Source organism: Ferrovibrio sp. (assembly GCF_965278975.1).
In the GTDB taxonomy this organism is placed as follows: domain Bacteria; phylum Pseudomonadota; class Alphaproteobacteria; order Ferrovibrionales; family Ferrovibrionaceae; genus Ferrovibrio.
The window spans coordinates 4,358,805-4,375,273 of the sequence record NZ_OZ257126.1; the positions used below are offsets into that span (position 1 = coordinate 4,358,805).

Consider the following 16,469-nt stretch of genomic DNA (forward strand, 5'->3'; position numbering starts at 1 on the left):
GGCTAGTTCTCCCCCGTTTGCTTCACGCCCAGGCTTTTCGCCAGTTCGGGCAGGTCTTCCAGCGCCAGCGGCTTGCCGGCCTTGGCGCAATACAGCGCATCAAGGCGCAGATTGCCTTCGGTCATCGGCTCGGCCTTGGTCTTGCCGCTGGGCGGTTCCGCCGGCTCGGCGCTGGCGGCATAGAGCCCCAGGCTCAGGCATTCGCGCACACCCAGCGAAAAGCGCCGCGCCGATGCAAGGCCGAGCCCCGTGAACAACACCCGGTCGGCCTGATCGAGCGGTTTCAGCGGCGGCGTTTCCAGGCCTTTCAGCAGGGTCGCGGCGCTCTTTTGCAGATCGACGCGGCCGCCGATGTAATGCTCGCTGTCGGTGAAGTCACGCAGGCCCGCCAGGGCGAAGGCGCCGCCGGTTTCCTGTGCCTTCCAGAAATAGCGCTCGACGCGGTAGCCGATGGAACTCGCCATCGCCTCGGCCTTCTCAGGCTGCGCCTGCAACCCGGGCGCGCGCCAATGCAGCCGCGCTTCCGCGCCGCGCAGCACCTGCCAGCGCTCCTCGGCCCGGGCTTCCGGCACAGCCAGCGCGGCGATCAAACCGCAAATCAGCAGCAAATGGCGGATCACGCCGTCTCCTGGAAGATTTCGCGGCCGATCAGCATGCGGCGGATTTCCGAAGTGCCGGCACCAATCTCATACAGCTTGGCATCGCGCAGCAGGCGGCCAGTGGCGTTATCGTTGATATAGCCATTGCCGCCCAGAATCTGGATCGCATCCAGCGCCGCCTTGGTCGCCTTCTCGGCCGCGAACAGGATCGCGCCGGCGGCGTCCTTGCGCGTGGTCTTGCCCTTGTCGCAGGCCTTTGCCACGGCATAGACATAGGCCCGCGTCGCGTTCATCTCGGTATACATGTCGGCCAGCTTGGCCTGGATGAGCTGGAAGGTGCCGATCGGCTCGCCGAACTGCTTGCGATCATGCACATAGGGCACAACGATATCGAAAGCCGCCTGCATGATACCGATGGGGCCGCCGGACAGCACGGCGCGCTCGTAATCCAGGCCGCTCATCAGCACATTGACACCGCGTCCGATGCTGCCGAGCACATTCTCTTCCGGCACTTCGCAATCCTGGAACACCAGTTCGCCGGTTTCAGAACCACGCATGCCGAGCTTGTCCAGCTTCTGCGCGATGGAGAAGCCCTTGAAGCCCTTCTCGATCAGGAACGCCGTGATACCGCGCGGGCCGGCCGCCGGATCGGTCTTGGCATAGACCACCAGCACATCGGCACTGGGGCCATTGGTGATCCACATTTTCGAGCCGTTGAGGATGTAGCGGTCGCCCTTCTTGTCGGCGCGCAGCTTCATCGACACCACATCGGAACCGGCATTCGGCTCGCTCATCGCCAGGGCGCCGAGATGCTCGCCGGAAATCAGCTTGGGCAGATAGCGCCGCTTCTGCTCGGGCGAGCCGTTACGGCTGATCTGATTGACGCAGAGATTGGAATGGGCGCCATAGGACAGGCCGACAGAGGCCGAACCCCGGCTCACCTCCTCCATGGCGACGACATGCTCAAGATAGCCGAGCCCGGAACCGCCATATTCCTCTTCCGCCGTGATGCCATGCAGGCCCAGTTCACCCAGCTTCGGCCACAGGTCGCGCGGGAAAGTGTCGGTGCGGTCGATCTCGTCGGCGCGCGGCGCCAGCTCGGCCTCGACAAAGGCGCGGGTCGATTGCCGCAGCATGTCGGCGGTTTCACCGAGGTCGAAATCGAGCGTCGGATAGCTGTTGGAGATCATGGCGGGGTTTCCTCAAGACTCTTCAAGCGGGCTGGATTCTAGCGGGTTGCCCGGGGGCTGTCATTTACCGGCGGGGATCACTTCCCCAGAACGATTACTTTCGCGGTGCATCCGGGCGGCCAAGCAGACACATCATGGTAGCTAGGCCGGTGGCGCAGGCGATCTCGCGGCCATCGCGGATACCCACCACGTCCATGGTGCAGATCGTCAGGGTGCGGCCATGCTTTGTCACCTGGCTGCGCGCCAGCAGGCGGTCGGCATCGGCGGGCGCCAGCAGGTTGAGCTTGTATTCCACCGTCAGCACTGTGGCATCAGCGGGAAACAGGCTGTAGGCGGCATAGCCCGCCGCGCTGTCGGCGATCATGCCGACCATGCCGCCATGCACGAAGCCATGCTGCTGCGTCACTTCCGGGCGGCGCAGCAGTTCCACTTCGCAGAAGCCCGGGGCGATCCGGCTCATGCTGGCGCCGATCAGGTGCATCGCCGGCTGGCGGTTGAAGCTGTCGCGGCAGCGGTCAGCGAAATCAGGGTCCTGGGCGGTAAAGCTTGGCATGGTCTGCGGCCTTTGGCGTTTCCATGCCTCCCATGCTAGCCATCCGGCAAAAATAGAGGAAATCGATTGTTTTTATCTGGCAGATAGGCTTTCTCTATGCCGCATGAACATCAGCCAGATCCGCTACTTCATGGCCGTGGTGGAAACCGGGAATTTCACCAAGGCGGCCGAACGCGCCAATATCACCCAGCCGACCCTTTCCGCCGGCATCAAGCGCCTGGAGGAAGACCTGGGCGCGGCGTTGTTTGATCGCGGCCGGGGCGCCGCCCTGACCCCGGCCGGTGCCCGCTTTCTGCCACGCGCCAGGGTATTGTTGCAGGAATGGACCGCCGCACGGCGGGAACTGCGCCAGGCCAAGCCGGCACGGCAACGCCTGCGGCTCGGCCATATGCCCGGCCTGCCCCTGCGCGGCCTGTCCAGCCTGCTCGGCGGCTTCGCGGCTTCGCAGCCCGATGTGGCGCTGGAAACCCTGGAAGCACCGGCAGCCACCTTGAAGCGGCGGCTGGAACTCGGCCGCCTGGATGCCGCCCTGCTGCTGCTGCCCGAGACCGCCGGCAATACTGCCCTGCCGCTGTTCCGCCAGCGTTACCGCCTGGCAGTGCCGGCACGGCATCCGCTGGCGCATCGTGCGACGGCGCGCATCGCCGAACTGCATGACCAGGCTTTCGTGATTCATCCCGATGCGGCGGTGATGCCGGTATCCGAGCGGCTGTTTGCTGAACACAATGCGCGCCCGCGCATCGTCGGCAAGGCGGAAAGCGATGCGGCCCTGCTGGCGCTGGTGGAAGCAGGCCTTGGGATTGCCATCGTGCCGCATTGGCTCGGCCATTCGGAAGCCGTGGCCAGCCTCACCCTGCCGGAACTGAAGTCCGACCACCGTATCGGGCTGCTATGGCAGGGCGAACCCGGCCCGGCGCTGGCGCTGTTCACCAGCTACGCCGCCAGCCATGCCTGGAGCATGGCCGAGACGCCGATAGGGCATTAGGCGGCGATCAGCCCTGATTGAGTGAGCGCAGGCTCTTGCCCATCAGGCCATCGGCATGATCCTGAGCATCGACCACGGCAACGGCGCTCATGTTGACCAGGCCGCGCACGGTGACATTGCGCGACACGATATGCGCCGAGCGCGCCATGCCCATCAGGATCGGGCCGACATAGAAGCCCTGCTCAAGCTGACGCACCAGGTTGGCGGCGATATTGGCCGCTTCCAGGTTGGGCATGATCAGGATGTTGGCGGCACCGCTGAGCTTGTTGTTCGGCATCGTCTTTTCGCGGATCGCCGCCGAGAGCGCGGCATCCGCCTTCATCTCGCCTTCGATTTCGAGATCGGGGAATTCCGCCTGCAGCAGGCGCACCGCATCGCGCATCTTGCGCGCGGCGGCAGAATTGGACGAACCGAAATTGGAATTGGACAGCAGCGCGATCTTCGGCGTGACACCGAAGCGCAATGCCTCCTCCGCCGCCAAGCGGGTGATCTGCACCACTTCCGGCACCGTCGGATCGGCGGCCACGTTGCTGTCGGCAACGAAAATCACACCCTGGGGCAGCACCAGCAACTGCATCGCGGCCGGGCGCGACACGCCGGAGCGCAGGCCCAGCACATCGAGCAGATGCGGCAGGTGGTGGTCATACTGGCCAACCGCGCCGCAGATCATCGCATCGGCATCGCCGCGATGCACCGCCATGGCGGCGATCACCGTGGTGTTGGTGCGGATGATGGTACGGGCATCGTCTGGCGCCACGCCACGGCGGGCCATCAGATTGAAATAGCCGGTCCAGTATTCGTTGTAGCGGTCGTCGCGCTCGGGATCGACCAGGTCGACATTCTCGCCCAGCTTGAGGCGCAGGCCGAGCTTTTCGATACGGCGCTCCACCACGGAGCGGCGGCCGATCAGGATCGGCTGCGCCAGCTTGTCATCCACCACGATCTGGGCGGCGCGCAGCACGCGCTCATCCTCGCCTTCAGCATAGATCAGGCGCAGCGGCCGGCGTTTCGCGCGCTCGAAGATCGGGCGCATGATGAAGCCGGTGCGGTAGACGAAGCGTTCCAGGCTCTGGCGGTAGGCATCCAGATCGGCAATCGGGCGCGTCGCCACGCCACTGTCCATCGCCGCCTTGGCGACGGCCGGCGCGATCTCCAGGATCAGGCGCGGATCGAACGGCTTCGGAATGAAATAATCCGGGCCGAAGCAGATATCCTCTTCCGGGCCATAGGCACGCGCCACCACATCGGTGATTTCCGCCATCGCCAGATCGGCGATGGCACGCACGGCGGCCATTTCCATCTCAGTGTTGATCGTGGTGGCGCCGACATCGAGCGCGCCGCGGAACAGGAACGGGAAGCACAGCACGTTGTTGACCTGATTGGGGTAATCAGACCGTCCGGTCGCCATGATCACATCCGGCCGCGCCGCCTTGGCAACTTCAGGCAGGATTTCCGGTGTCGGGTTGGCCAGGGCCAGGATCAGCGGTTTTGGCCCCATCTTGGCCACCATCTCGGCCTTCAGCACGCCACCGGCGGAAAGGCCCAGGAACACATCGGCGCCGGCAATGGCATCGCCCAGGGTGCGGTGGTTGGTCGGGCGGGCATAACGCGCCTTGAACTCGTCCATCTGCTCGGTGCGGCCCTCATAGACCACGCCGACAATATCGGTGACGACGATATTCTCGCGCTTCACGCCGAGTTCGACCAGCAGGTCGAGACAGGCCAGGGCAGCAGCGCCGGCGCCGGAGGCGACCAGACGCACATCTTCCAAGGTCTTGCCGACGACGCGCAGGCCATTGAGAACCGCGGCAGCCACGGTGATCGCCGTGCCATGCTGATCGTCATGGAATACCGGGATGTTCATGCGGGCGCGCAGGGCACGCTCCACCACGAAACATTCCGGCGCCTTGATGTCTTCCAGGTTGATACCGCCGAAGGTCGGCTCCAGCGCCGCCACAATGTCGATCAGCTTCTCGGGATCGGTCTGGTTGACCTCGATATCGAACACATCGATGCCGGCGAATTTCTTGAACAGCACCGCCTTGCCTTCCATGACGGGCTTGGAGGCGAGCGGGCCGATATTGCCGAGGCCAAGCACGGCAGTGCCGTTGGAGATCACGGCAACCAGATTGCCGCGCGCGGTCAGCTCGGCGGCCTGGGCCGGATCCTCGGCGATGGCGCGGCAGGCGGCGGCAACGCCGGGGCTGTAGGCCAGGGCCAGGTCACGCTGGGTGGCGAGCGGCTTGGTGGCGGCGATCTCAAGTTTACCCGGCCGCGGCAGCCGGTGGTATTCGAGGGCTGCGCGATCAAGCTCGTCTGTCATGTGTCTGGTGCTTCCGGGGAAGGCCCCGGCGGCTTACCCGCTTCGGGGGCAAATAATGGTGCGGTCGAAAAGACTCGAACTTTCACGGCCTTTCGGCCACAGCGACCTCAACGCTGCGCGTCTACCAATTCCGCCACGACCGCAAACCGGGCGACGCGGGGGTGTAGCAAATCCTCACCCCGCCTTCAAGGACCCTGGCGGGCCGATTTAGGCAAATTAACTGCTCCGTCAGTCGTCGGACATGGTGTCGGTGATCGACACCGCCACCTTCTCGCCGGAAATCACGATTTCGCCACGGGCAATCAGCTTGTTGTTGGCGAAAATCCAGGCATGGTCGTCGACGCTGGCATCCAGTTCGATGACGGCGCCACGGCCCACTTTCAGCACCTGGTGGATCGGCATGGTGGCCTTGCCGAGCACGACCGAAATCTCGACCGTCACATCATTGACGGCATTATTGGCGGGCATGGCAAACCTTTCCCCGGCCTTTCCTTCGGCAGCCGGCACCGCTACATAGCCCTACATAACCCCTTCTACATAACCGGTGTCTGGTTAGTATATGGTAAATCCATGCAAGTGATACCCCCCGCTTCCGACCGCCTGGAAACCGAGGCCGGCGCCATCGACTGGGCCGTCAGCGATGCCCCGGTGTCCTATGGGGAGGCCGTGGCGGCCATGGAAGCCCGGGTGGCCGCGATCCATGCCGGCCAGGCCAACGAACTGATCTGGCTGCTGGAACACCCCCCGCTTTACACCGCCGGCACCTCGGCCAAGCCGGGCGACCTGCTCGATTCCCGCTTCCCGGTATTCGCCAGCGGGCGCGGCGGGCAATACACCTACCATGGCCCCGGCCAGCGCATCGTCTATGTGCTGCTCGACCTTGGCCGGCGCGGCCGCGACCTGCGGAATTACGTCTGCGGACTGGAAGATTGGGTTATTCACACTCTGGCCAGATACAATATCCGTGCCGAGCGCCGCGACGGCCGCGTCGGCGTCTGGGTGCCGCGCCCGGACCAGGCACCGGCAGGCCGCGAGGACAAGATCGCCGCCATCGGCGTGCGGGTCCGCCACTGGGTCAGTTTCCATGGCCTGAGCCTGAATGTGGAGCCCGACCTGAGCCATTACGGCGGCATCGTACCCTGCGGTATCCACAACCAGGCCGCGACACCCTTCGGCGTCACCTCCCTGGTCGATCTCGGTCTGCCGGTAAGCCTGGCGGATGTCGACAACCAGCTCCGCGCCAGTATCGATGGCAGTCTGTTCGCCCGGCTGAGTGCCTCGCGCTGCGGTTAATCTAAATTTTCAGATTAATTTAATACTGTAAATAATTAACTTTACTTGTTTTTCTTTCTTTCAATGGCGCGACGCTGCTGCCGCGACAGGGTCGCCGGATCGACCTCCTGACCCTTCTCGGCCCGGATCGCCCGGCCTGACAGATAAAAGACGTAAATCGCTGTAATAACAGCAAGAACACCGCCACCAAGCCAGACATTGCCGGTGAGATACCAGGTAACGCCGCCGCCGGTCATTGAAGCGGCATAGCAGGTAAGCCATTGCTGCCAAGTCAGTTTAACTGGATTTTTCTTCTTTTGCATAAGCTTACACCAATTTCACGAGAGGTTACTGCGTCTGGTCGAAGCTATGGGTGGCCAGCAAGGTGCTCTTGCCCTCTTCGGCCAGTGGCACCAACTCGACGCGGTCGACCCGGGCCATCGCCGGCCCCTCCCAGAGCTGGCCGGCCAGCATATCCAGGTTGTAGGGCTGGCCCCGGGCAACGACCTCGACCCCGCCATCGGCGCGGTTCTTCACCCAACCGGCGAGGCCGAGCAGCCGGGCCCGGCCAACGGTCCAGAAGCGGAAGCCGACGCCTTGCACTTTGCCGGCGATCAGGTAGCGGCGCATTTCCATCCGGGGACCTTACGGTCGTGCCGTCCGGTTCACAAGCTGGATGCCCGCGACGATAAGAAGACCGGCTGCCCGGCCTGGAATCGGCACAATTGGGCCGCATTGCTGCCTGAATTGGCAGGCAGACTATTCGCCGTATAGGGGTGATGCGGCCCGCTAACGATTGGGTAAGCCCGGTAATTTTTGGGTAAGCCCTGGCCGTTACACTCGCTCCACGGAGGAAGCGGCAGGCCATGAGCAATGCCCGATTGACCCATCTGAGCATCCGCCAGGCCTCGGCGAAGGACGCCCCTGCCCTGGCCGCCCTGCATGTGGCGGTGTGGCAGAGCGCCTATCGCGGCATCATGCCGGACAGCTACCTGGACGCCCTTTCGGTGGAGCAACGCACGCAATTCTGGGCCGGCCTGCTGGCCGAGCCGGATCCGGATCGGCTGGTCTTATTGCTGGAAGCTGAAAATGGCACGCTCGGCGGCTTCCTCTCCGCCGGCAAGCCGGTGGACCTGCCGCCCGGCGGTGCCTCGGTGTTTCGCGGTGAAGTTCACGCCATGAACATCCTGCCCAGCCTGCAGGGCCGCGGCCATGGCCGCCGCCTGCTGGTTCATGCCGCCAACTGGCTGAGCAGCCGGCGCCTAACGCCGTTTTTCCTCTGGGTGCTGGCGGACAACACCCGCGCCCGCGACTTCTATGAAATCCTCGGCGGCATGCCGACATCGCGGCGGCGCATCACCATCGGTGGCGCGCCGCTTACCGAGATCACCTACCAGTTCCTTTACCCCGACCAGATCGCCAAGCTGGCGCTGAAGGCGGTTGCCCGGCGCTAGCAGTAGCGGGCCGGCAGCGGCTGGCCGGCAAAATGGGCGGCGAGGTTGCGCACCACCAGGTCACCCATGGCGGCCCGGGTCTGGTTCGTGGCGCTGCCGACATGGGGCTGCAGCACCACATTCTCCAACTTGAACAGGGCTTCGGGCACCTGCGGCTCGTTGACGAACACATCCAGGCCGGCGCCCTTCAGCTTGCCCTGCACCAGGGCCTCGACCAGGACTGGCTCGTCCACCACGCTGCCGCGCGCGATATTGATCAGATAGCCCTTCGCCCCCAGGGCGGCGATCACCTGGGCATCCACCAGCTTTTCGGTCTCCGGCCCGCCCGGGCAGGCGATCATCAGGATATCCACCGCCGCCGCCATCTCGGCAAGGTCGGCGTAGTAACGGTGCCCGGTGCCCTTGTCGCGCGGGCCGCTATGCACCACGGTGACGCCGAAAGCCTCGGCACGCTGGCCGATGGCCTGGCCGATACGGCCGAAGCCGAGGATGCCCATAGTCTTACCGCCGAGCTTGTCGGTGAGCGGGAATTTGCCACCGGGCCATTGCCCCGCGCGCACGAAGGCATCGCCCTGGGGAATCCGGCGCAGGGTCGCGAGCGTCAGGCCAATGGCAAGATCGGCCACCTCATCGGTGAGCACATCGGGGGTGTTGGCGACGATCACGCCCTTCTTCTGGCAATGGGCGGTATCGATGGCATCGACGCCGACACCGAAGCAGGAAACGATCTCCAGCTTCGGCAGAGCATCAACCAGGGCGGCGCTGGCGCCGGCATTGCCCGAGGTGGCGATGGCACGCACGCGCGGCGCAATCTCGGCCAGCAGCGCGTTGCGGTCTGCCGCCTGCCACAGGCGATGAACGGTATAGGTAGCGTTAAGCACCTGCTCGACGCTCGGCAGCAACGGCCCAACCTGCAAAATCTCGATCGACATTTCCACCCTCTGGCATCTGATACGCAACCAGAGGCGAGCCTAACCAGCGCTCGGGGCAGGTTCAAGCCGCGCGGGCAACCGGCTCGCGGATCGGGGTGAGATTGGCCAGGAATTGATCAGTGCAGGCATCCCAGGAATATTGCAGCGCCAAAGCCCGGCAGGCTTCCGGCGACTTGCCGAGCGCGCCTTTGATCGCCTCCCCCAGATCCTCATGCAGGCAGCCGACTTCCGGATGCGGCCCAACCACATCAAGCGGGCCGGTGACCGGATAAGCCGCAACCGGGATGCCGGAAGCCAGCGCTTCCAGCAGCACCAGGCCGAAGGTGTCGGTGAGGCTCGGGAACACAAACACGTCGGAAGCCGCGAAGTAGCTGGCCAGCGCCCCATTCTCCAGATAGCCGGCGAACACCGCTTCTGGATACTTGGTGCGGTATTCCTCAAGCTGCGGCCCGATCCCGACCACCAGCTTGGTGCCCGGCAGGTCGAGCTTGAGGAAGGCTTCGATATTCTTGTCGACCACGACGCGGCCGGCATAGAGATGGATCGGGCGCGGCAGATCGAGCAGGCTCTTGTCGCGCGGCCGGAAACGCTCGGTATCGACGCCGCGCGACCAGGTGCGCATGTTGCGGAAGCCACGCGCTTCCAGGCTCTCGGCCAGGCTCTTGGTCGCCACCATCACCGCCGAGGAACCGCCATGGAACCAGCGCATGAAGGCATAGGACCAGGACAGCGGCAGCTTGGCGCGCTCCTCGACATATTCCGGGAATTTCGTGTGGTAGGCGGTGGTGAAGGCCAGGCCGTTGCGCTGGCAATAGCGCCGCGCCGCCAGTCCGAGCGGGCCTTCAGTGGCGATATGGATGGCATCCGGCGCGAAGGCTTCGATCCGCTTCACCAAGGCCCGGTAAGGCAGGATCGCCAGTTCGATCTCAGGATAGGTGGGGCATGGGATGCGGCGGAATTCGCTCGGGCCGACCACTTCGACGGTGAGGCCGCGCTTGAGCAACCCCTCCACCGTCTTGGTCAGCGTGCGTACCACGCCATTTACCTGCGGATGCCAAGCATCCGATATGATCAATATCCGCATGACGACCGTTCACCCTCAATGCAACACGCGATGATTGCATCGCAGTTCGGTGACAGTGGCGTGACAGTCTGTGGATAAATTGGTGAAGCCTTAAGCCTTCACCTTCTCGCGGAGCGTGACGAATTCTTCCGCCGCCGTTGGGTGGATGCCCACGGTGGCGTCGAAATCCGCCTTGGTCGCCTTGGCCTTCACGGCGATGGCAATGCCTTGGATGATCTCGCCCGCTTCGGGGCCGACCATGTGGGCGCCGACCACGCGGTCGGTCGCCGCATCAACGATCAGCTTCATCAGCACGCGTTCGTCGCGGCCCGAAAGCGTGTGGCGCATCGGCTTGAAGCTGGTGCGGTAGATATCCACCTGGCCATATTTTTCACGCGCCTGCGCTTCCGAAAGCCCGACGCTGCCAACCGGCGGCTGGCTGAACACGGCGGACGGCACGTCGTTGTGGTCGGCCTGGCGCGGCTTGTTGCCGAACACCGTATCGGCGAAGGCATGGCCCTCGCGGATCGCCACCGGGGTGAGGTTGATACGGTTGGTCACGTCGCCCACGGCATAGATATGCGGCACGCTGGAGCGCGAGTAACCATCCACTTTCACCGCGCCCTGCCCGTCCAACGCCACGCCCAGCGCTTCGAGGCCAAGGCCTTGGGTGTTCGGCTTGCGGCCCGTGGCCGCCATCACCGCATCGGCCTCAAGCTGGGTGCCATCGGTGAGCGTCAGGCGCAGACTGCCATCAGCCTGATTGTCGACGCGGCTGACATCGGACTTCAGCCGCAGATCAATGCCGCTTTTCACCAGTTCATTGGCCAGGTGGTTGCGCACATCATCATCGAAGCCGCGCAGGATCTGTTCGCCGCGATAGAGCACCGTGGTTCTGGAACCCAGACCATTGAAGATGCCGGCGAATTCCAGCGCGATATAGCCGCCGCCCAGCACCACGATACGCTTCGGCTGGCTCGGCAAGTGGAACGCCTCATTCGAGGTGATCATATGCTCGGCGCCCGGCACATCCGGCTTCACGGCAGCGGCGCCGGTGGCCAGCAATATGGTGCCGGCGGTGACACGCTGGCCGGCAACTTCAATAGTGTGCGCATCAAGCAGAGTGGCGCGGCCATCGAAGGTCTTGCACCCGGCATTCTCGAACAGGCCGCGATAGATGCGTTCCAGGCGGCCAATTTCCTTGTCCTTGTTGGCGATCAGGGTGGCCCAGTCGAAGCGGGTTTCGCCGACACTCCAGCCGAAGCCGGCAGCATCCTCGAAGCCATGAGCATATTCGGAAGCATAGACCAGCAGCTTCTTCGGCACACAGCCACGGATCACGCAGGTGCCGCCATAGCGGTACTCCTCGGCCACCGCGACGCGGGCGCCGTGACCGGCTGCGATACGGCCGGCACGCACGCCGCCCGAGCCGCCACCGATCACGAAGAGGTCAAAATCATACTGGCTCATGGCGCCTCGCCCGTCCTTCAGGGGCCGGCGGGCACTTCGTGTCCGCGTCCGACCGAATGCATCAGATCGCACATATCGGCATGCTGCCGTGCCACGGCAAGATGGTGCGCTTCCATGGCCGCGACAAGGGCGCCGCCATGGCCCAGCATGCGGTCCGCCTGGCGGATCATCAAGCTGTTCGGCCAGGAACGCGGACGGATTCCCGCCAGCGCCTGGAATACCTCGGCCTCGCGGCCCTTGTTGCGCAGTGCCATCAGGATAGTGGCGGTAGCGGTGGAGCGCGAGATGCCGGCCCAGCAATGCACCAGCACATGGCGCGGCTGGCTATCCAGCACCCGCTCGCAGGCCGAGATAATCGCCGCCATATCGGCGGCACTCGGCGCCAGGCGCAGCGCGTCAGGCACCACGATATCGTGGAAGCGGAATTCGCTCATATGAACCGGGGCCACATCCTGATAGGCCTCGGGCCGCCGCGTGCCGGGATCAAGAATGCCGATCAGATGCGACACATCGCGGCCGGCAAAGCCCGGCAGTTCGCTGACACCGCAGACGCTGACTTCAAAGGGTAGCAGGCCAAGGGCTAGGGCGCTCATTCGACTGTCACCGATTTAGCGAGATTGCGCGGCTGGTCCACATCGGTGCCTTTCAGCACCGCGACATGATAGGCCAGCAGCTGCACCGGGATGGCATAGAGGATAGGCGCCACGAAAGGCTCCACCTGCGGCAGCCCCACGGTGGCGAAGGTGCGCTCATCCACATGCGCCAGGCCGGGCTTGTCGGACATGAAGATCACCTTGCCGCCGCGTGCCATCACCTCCTGCATGTTCGAGATGGTCTTCTCGAACAGTGCATCGGTCGGCGCGATCACGATCACCGGCACCTGCTCGTCGATCAGCGCGATGGGGCCGTGCTTCAATTCGCCGGCGGCATAGCCTTCGGCATGGATATAGGAAATTTCCTTGAGCTTCAGCGCGCCTTCCAGCGCCAGCGGGAAACACGGGCCGCGGCCGATATAGAGCACATCGCGGGCATCCATGATCTTCTCGGCCAGCGCCTTGAGTTCATCATCATGGTTCAGCACTTCCGCCGCCTGGGCCGGCACCTCGATCAGCGCCGCCATCAGGCGGGCGCTTTCTTCCTCGCTCAGCGCCTTGCGTGCGCGGGCGACGGCCAGGCTGAAAGCCGCGAGCGTGACCAGCTGGCAGGTGAAAGCCTTGGTCGAGGCCACGCCGATTTCCGGCCCAGCCATGGTCGGCAGCATGCCATCGGCTTCGCGCGCCATGCTGCTCTGCGGCACATTGACGATGGCCAGCGTGCGACCGCCTTCCTGCTTCACATAGCGCATCGCCGCCAGTGTATCGGCGGTCTCGCCCGATTGCGAAATGAAGATCGAGAGGCCGTTGGGATCGACCGGTGCTTCGCGGTAGCGGAATTCGGAAGCGACATCCACTTCCACATTGATCCGCGCGTAACGCTCCAGCCAGTATTTCGCCACCAGGCCGGAATAATACGAGGTGCCGCAGGCAACAATCGTAATGCGGCTGAACTTGGCGAGGTCAATGCCAAGATCGGGCAGATGCACCCAGCGGTCGGTCGGGCTCAGCACGGTGTTGATGGTGTCGCCGATCACTGCCGGCTGCTCATAGATTTCCTTGAGCATGAAGTGGCGGTAATTGCCCTTGCCGATCATCGCGCCGCTGATCGCGGTGGGGCGGATTTCACGTTCGACAAGCTGGTTGGCGGCATCGAAGAAACGGGCATTGCCGCGCGTCAGCACCACCCAGTCACCTTCTTCGAGATAGGCGATCTTGTCGGTGAGCGGCGCCAGCGCCAGCGCATCGGAGCCGAGATACATTTCGCCATTGCCGAAACCCACCGCCAGCGGCACATTGCGCCGCGCGCCGATCAACAGGTCATCCTCGCCATGGAACATGATCGCCAACGCGAAGGCGCCGCGCAGGCGGCCGAGCGTGGCTTTCACCGCCTCCTCAGGCTTCAGGCCTTCCAGCAGATACTGGTCGATCAGGCAGAGCGCGACTTCGGTATCGGTCTGGCTCTGGAAGCGATGCCCCTTGGCAATCAGTTCATCGGCCAGTTCGCGGTAATTCTCGATGATGCCGTTATGCACCATCGCCACGCGCTCGGTGGCATGCGGATGCGCATTGGCTTCATTCGGCACGCCATGGGTAGCCCAGCGGGTATGGGCAATACCGATCAGGCCCTGCAGCGGGTGTTCTTCCAGCCGCGCTTCCAGGTTGATCAGCTTGCCCTCGGCGCGGCGGCGCTCGATGGTACCATCGCGCATCAGGGTAGCAACGCCGGCGGAATCATAGCCGCGATATTCCAGCCGCTTCAGGCCATCGACCAGCAGCGGCACCACATCACGGGTACCGATGACGCCAACAATTCCACACATGGGCGGCTCCTGAAAAACTGGACGGAAAGCTACTTGGACTTCTGCTGCGACTTTTTCTTCTGGGCCGCGCGCTGCGCCCGGATCCGCACGGCAAGGCCGGGCTTGGTTTCCTGGCGGCCACGGCCCAGTGCCAGCGCATCGGCCGGCACATCCTGGGTGATGGTGCTACCGGCAGCGATCAGCGCGCCATCGCCGATCTTCACCGGCGCCACCAGCGACGAATTCGAACCGACAAAGGCATTTGCGCCGATATCGGTGTGATGCTTGTTGTAGCCATCGTAATTGCAGGTGATCGTACCGGCACCGATATTGGCCTTGGCGCCGACGCGCGCATCGCCGATATAGGTGAGGTGATTCACCTTGGCGCCAGCCTCGATGCGCGCCTGCTTCACCTCGACAAAATTGCCGATATGCGCTTCCGCGCCGATCTCGGCACCGGGCCGCAGCCGCGCATAGGGGCCGATGATGGCGCCGGATGCCACGCTTGCGCCCTCGATATGGCTGAAGGCACGGATCGTCACATTGTCGGCAATCTCGACACCGGGTCCGAACACCACATGCGGTTCGATGGTGACATCGCGGCCCAGTTTCGTATCGGCGCGCAGATAGACGGTATCCGGCGCGGTCATGGTGACACCGCTTTCCAGCGCCGTCAGGCGCAGGCGGGCCTGCATGTGGCCTTCCGCGATGCTGAGTTCGGCGCGGTTGTTCACGCCCATCACATCGATCTCGGAAACCTCGACGGCGCGGCAGGCCCAGCCCTTGGCGCGGGCAAGCTGCACCAGGTCGGTAAGGTAGTATTCGCCCTTGGCGTTATTGTTATCGAGCTGCTTGAGCAAAGCCGGCAGGCGGGCACCATCCAGCAGCATCATGCCGCCATTGCAGAAGCCAATGGCGCGCTGCTCCGGCGTGCAATCCTTGAATTCGACGATGGCTTCAAGATTGCCTTTGGCATCCTGCACCAGGCGGCCATAGGCCGCCGGATCGGCGGGCCGGAAGCCTGACACCACGACTGCCGGGTCCGCCTTGGAACGACGCGCGGCAACCAGCTGCTTCAGCGTCTCGGGCGTGAGCAGCGGCGTATCGCCATAAAGCACCAGCACATCGCCCTTGAAGCCCTTCAGCGCCGGCATCGCGGCCTGCACCGCGTGACCGGTGCCGAGCGGCGGATCCTGCACGGCCACGGAGATCGGCGCGAAGGCTTTGGCCACCGCTTCCATGCCCCGGCCCAGCACCAGCACATTGCGCTCGGGTTTCAGCACGGCGGCCGCGTTCAGCACATGCCGCAGCATCGGCAGGCCGGCCACCGGATGCAGCACCTTGGGCAGGCCGGACCGCATCCGCGTGCCCTGCCCCGCCGCCAGCACAATTACTGCTAGTGAGTGTTTCGCCATGACCGAATGCCGTCTACAACCAAACAAAGTGAATCGCCAGCCTCCGGGGCTGGCAGTGTTTGTCTCATATCCTTGGGCCGCAGCGGAAATCAAAAGGTTTTTCCGAGTGTTTCAAGGTTTTTCCGAGTGTTTCAGACGCCATGAAAGCAATCCTGTTCGACCTTGACGGAACCCTTGTCGATACCGCGCCGGACCTTGCCGCCGCGCTCGATCATGCCTTGACCAGCCAGGGCCGGCCTGCCGTCGGCCTGGATGCCGTGCGCAGCATGGTGGGAGATGGTGCCGTGGCACTGGTGGAGCGCGGCCTGACCGCCACCGGCGGCATTGCCTCGGAGCAGCAGTTCAAGGCGGCGGTGGATGCCTTCTTCGTCTATTACGCCGCCAATCTCACCGCCACCAGCCAGCCCTTCCCCGGTGTGATCGGCTGCCTGGAAGCATTGCGCCGCGATGGCTACCGGCTCGCGGTCTGCACCAACAAGGCGGAAACCTTCACCCACCCACTGCTCGAACAGTTGCGGCTGACGCCGTATTTCGATGCGGTTGTCGGTGGCGATACCTTCCCGGTGAAGAAGCCAGATCCCGGCCATATCACCGGCACCCTGGCCCGCCTTGGCGGCAACATCAAATGGGCGGCGATGGTTGGCGATTCGCCAAATGACATCAATGCCGCCAAGGCGGCTAAACTGCCGAGCGTGGCGGTGAGCTTCGGCTATACCCGCGTGCCGCCGGCCGAACTCGGCGCCGACAGGCTGATCCACCATTTCGACGATCTGCGCGCCGCGCTGGACGCGCTGCAGGCGGACTAGGCCCGCACGCGG

General features: G+C 64.1%; 17 protein-coding genes and 1 tRNA gene. 4 read left to right on the forward strand and 14 right to left on the reverse strand.

The features are described 5' to 3' along the window. Positions 1 to 2: 2 nt before the first annotated feature. The 3 genes from ACQY7X_RS21015 to ACQY7X_RS21025 all read right to left on the reverse strand — a co-directional run bounded on the left by ACQY7X_RS21015 (position 3) and on the right by ACQY7X_RS21025 (position 2,342). The gene (locus ACQY7X_RS21015) at positions 3 to 620 is read right to left on the reverse strand and encodes a hypothetical protein (protein WP_428247451.1); all 618 of its coding nucleotides are present in this window, start codon (positions 618 to 620) and stop codon (positions 3 to 5) included. After that, on the reverse strand, positions 617 to 1,789 hold the full coding sequence (locus tag ACQY7X_RS21020; RefSeq protein ID WP_428247452.1) for an isovaleryl-CoA dehydrogenase: 1,173 nt from the start codon (positions 1,787 to 1,789) through the stop codon (positions 617 to 619). The genes ACQY7X_RS21015 and ACQY7X_RS21020 overlap by 4 nt, the downstream gene beginning before the upstream one ends. A gap of 94 nt (positions 1,790 to 1,883) precedes the next feature. Next, complete coding sequence (locus tag ACQY7X_RS21025) at positions 1,884 to 2,342, reverse strand: PaaI family thioesterase (protein WP_428247453.1); 459 nt, start codon at positions 2,340 to 2,342, stop codon at positions 1,884 to 1,886. Between the two features lie 103 nt (positions 2,343 to 2,445). Between ACQY7X_RS21025 and ACQY7X_RS21030 the strand changes: the two genes are divergently transcribed. Continuing rightward, positions 2,446 to 3,327 (forward strand): LysR family transcriptional regulator, encoded by an 882-nt coding sequence (locus tag ACQY7X_RS21030; RefSeq protein WP_428247454.1) that lies wholly within the window; start codon positions 2,446 to 2,448, stop codon positions 3,325 to 3,327. Positions 3,328 to 3,334: 7 nt separating this feature from the next. On the opposite strand, the gene ACQY7X_RS21035 is transcribed toward ACQY7X_RS21030, so the two are convergent. From ACQY7X_RS21035 to ACQY7X_RS21045, 3 genes are all read right to left on the reverse strand, one after another. Beyond that, positions 3,335 to 5,650 carry an NADP-dependent malic enzyme gene (locus ACQY7X_RS21035; protein WP_428247455.1) on the reverse strand — a complete coding sequence of 772 codons (2,316 nt, stop codon included), beginning with the start codon at positions 5,648 to 5,650 and terminating at the stop codon, positions 3,335 to 3,337. A gap of 56 nt (positions 5,651 to 5,706) precedes the next feature. Beyond that, a tRNA-Leu gene (locus tag ACQY7X_RS21040) sits at positions 5,707 to 5,793 on the reverse strand. Positions 5,794 to 5,878: 85 nt separating this feature from the next. Beyond that, the gene (locus ACQY7X_RS21045) at positions 5,879 to 6,118 is read right to left on the reverse strand and encodes a FliM/FliN family flagellar motor switch protein (RefSeq protein ID WP_341980980.1); all 240 of its coding nucleotides are present in this window, start codon (positions 6,116 to 6,118) and stop codon (positions 5,879 to 5,881) included. Between the two features lie 102 nt (positions 6,119 to 6,220). Between ACQY7X_RS21045 and lipB the strand changes: the two genes are divergently transcribed. After that, positions 6,221 to 6,943, forward strand: a complete 723-nt coding sequence (lipB, locus tag ACQY7X_RS21050) for a lipoyl(octanoyl) transferase LipB (RefSeq protein ID WP_428247456.1) — start codon at positions 6,221 to 6,223, stop codon at positions 6,941 to 6,943. Positions 6,944 to 6,984: 41 nt separating this feature from the next. Here the strand turns inward: lipB and ACQY7X_RS21055 are convergent, their stop codons facing one another. Beyond that, the gene (locus ACQY7X_RS21055) at positions 6,985 to 7,245 is read right to left on the reverse strand and encodes a hypothetical protein (RefSeq protein WP_428247457.1); all 261 of its coding nucleotides are present in this window, start codon (positions 7,243 to 7,245) and stop codon (positions 6,985 to 6,987) included. Positions 7,246 to 7,270: 25 nt separating this feature from the next. Further along, a complete protein-coding gene (locus tag ACQY7X_RS21060) occupies positions 7,271 to 7,558 on the reverse strand; it encodes an acylphosphatase (protein WP_428247458.1) in 288 nt (95 codons plus the stop codon). Between the two features lie 230 nt (positions 7,559 to 7,788). Here ACQY7X_RS21060 and ACQY7X_RS21065 point away from each other — a divergent pair, with 230 nt between their 5' ends. Further along, positions 7,789 to 8,376, forward strand: a complete 588-nt coding sequence (locus tag ACQY7X_RS21065) for an N-acetyltransferase family protein (RefSeq protein WP_428247459.1) — start codon at positions 7,789 to 7,791, stop codon at positions 8,374 to 8,376. Here the strand turns inward: ACQY7X_RS21065 and ACQY7X_RS21070 are convergent. From ACQY7X_RS21070 to glmU, 6 genes are all read right to left on the reverse strand, one after another. Next, positions 8,373 to 9,308 (reverse strand): 2-hydroxyacid dehydrogenase, encoded by a 936-nt coding sequence (locus tag ACQY7X_RS21070; protein ID WP_428247460.1) that lies wholly within the window; start codon positions 9,306 to 9,308, stop codon positions 8,373 to 8,375. The genes ACQY7X_RS21065 and ACQY7X_RS21070 overlap by 4 nt on opposite strands. 61 nt (positions 9,309 to 9,369) lie before the next feature. Next, the gene (locus tag ACQY7X_RS21075; protein ID WP_428247461.1) at positions 9,370 to 10,392 is read right to left on the reverse strand and encodes a glycosyltransferase family 4 protein; all 1,023 of its coding nucleotides are present in this window, start codon (positions 10,390 to 10,392) and stop codon (positions 9,370 to 9,372) included. A gap of 90 nt (positions 10,393 to 10,482) precedes the next feature. After that, positions 10,483 to 11,841, reverse strand: a complete 1,359-nt coding sequence (gene gor / locus ACQY7X_RS21080) for a glutathione-disulfide reductase (protein ID WP_428247462.1) — start codon at positions 11,839 to 11,841, stop codon at positions 10,483 to 10,485. A 17-nt stretch (positions 11,842 to 11,858) separates the two neighbouring features. Beyond that, positions 11,859 to 12,434 carry a tyrosine phosphatase family protein gene (locus tag ACQY7X_RS21085; protein ID WP_428247463.1) on the reverse strand — a complete coding sequence of 192 codons (576 nt, stop codon included), beginning with the start codon at positions 12,432 to 12,434 and terminating at the stop codon, positions 11,859 to 11,861. Then, complete coding sequence (glmS, locus tag ACQY7X_RS21090) at positions 12,431 to 14,257, reverse strand: glutamine--fructose-6-phosphate transaminase (isomerizing) (RefSeq protein WP_428247464.1); 1,827 nt, start codon at positions 14,255 to 14,257, stop codon at positions 12,431 to 12,433. Before glmS ends, ACQY7X_RS21085 begins: the two co-directional genes overlap by 4 nt. A gap of 29 nt (positions 14,258 to 14,286) precedes the next feature. After that, positions 14,287 to 15,651, reverse strand: a complete 1,365-nt coding sequence (gene glmU / locus ACQY7X_RS21095) for a bifunctional UDP-N-acetylglucosamine diphosphorylase/glucosamine-1-phosphate N-acetyltransferase GlmU (RefSeq protein WP_428247465.1) — start codon at positions 15,649 to 15,651, stop codon at positions 14,287 to 14,289. 140 nt (positions 15,652 to 15,791) lie between these two features. Here glmU and gph point away from each other — a divergent pair, with 140 nt between their 5' ends. Continuing rightward, positions 15,792 to 16,457, forward strand: a complete 666-nt coding sequence (gph, locus tag ACQY7X_RS21100; protein ID WP_428247466.1) for a phosphoglycolate phosphatase — start codon at positions 15,792 to 15,794, stop codon at positions 16,455 to 16,457. Positions 16,458 to 16,469 lie beyond the last annotated feature (12 nt).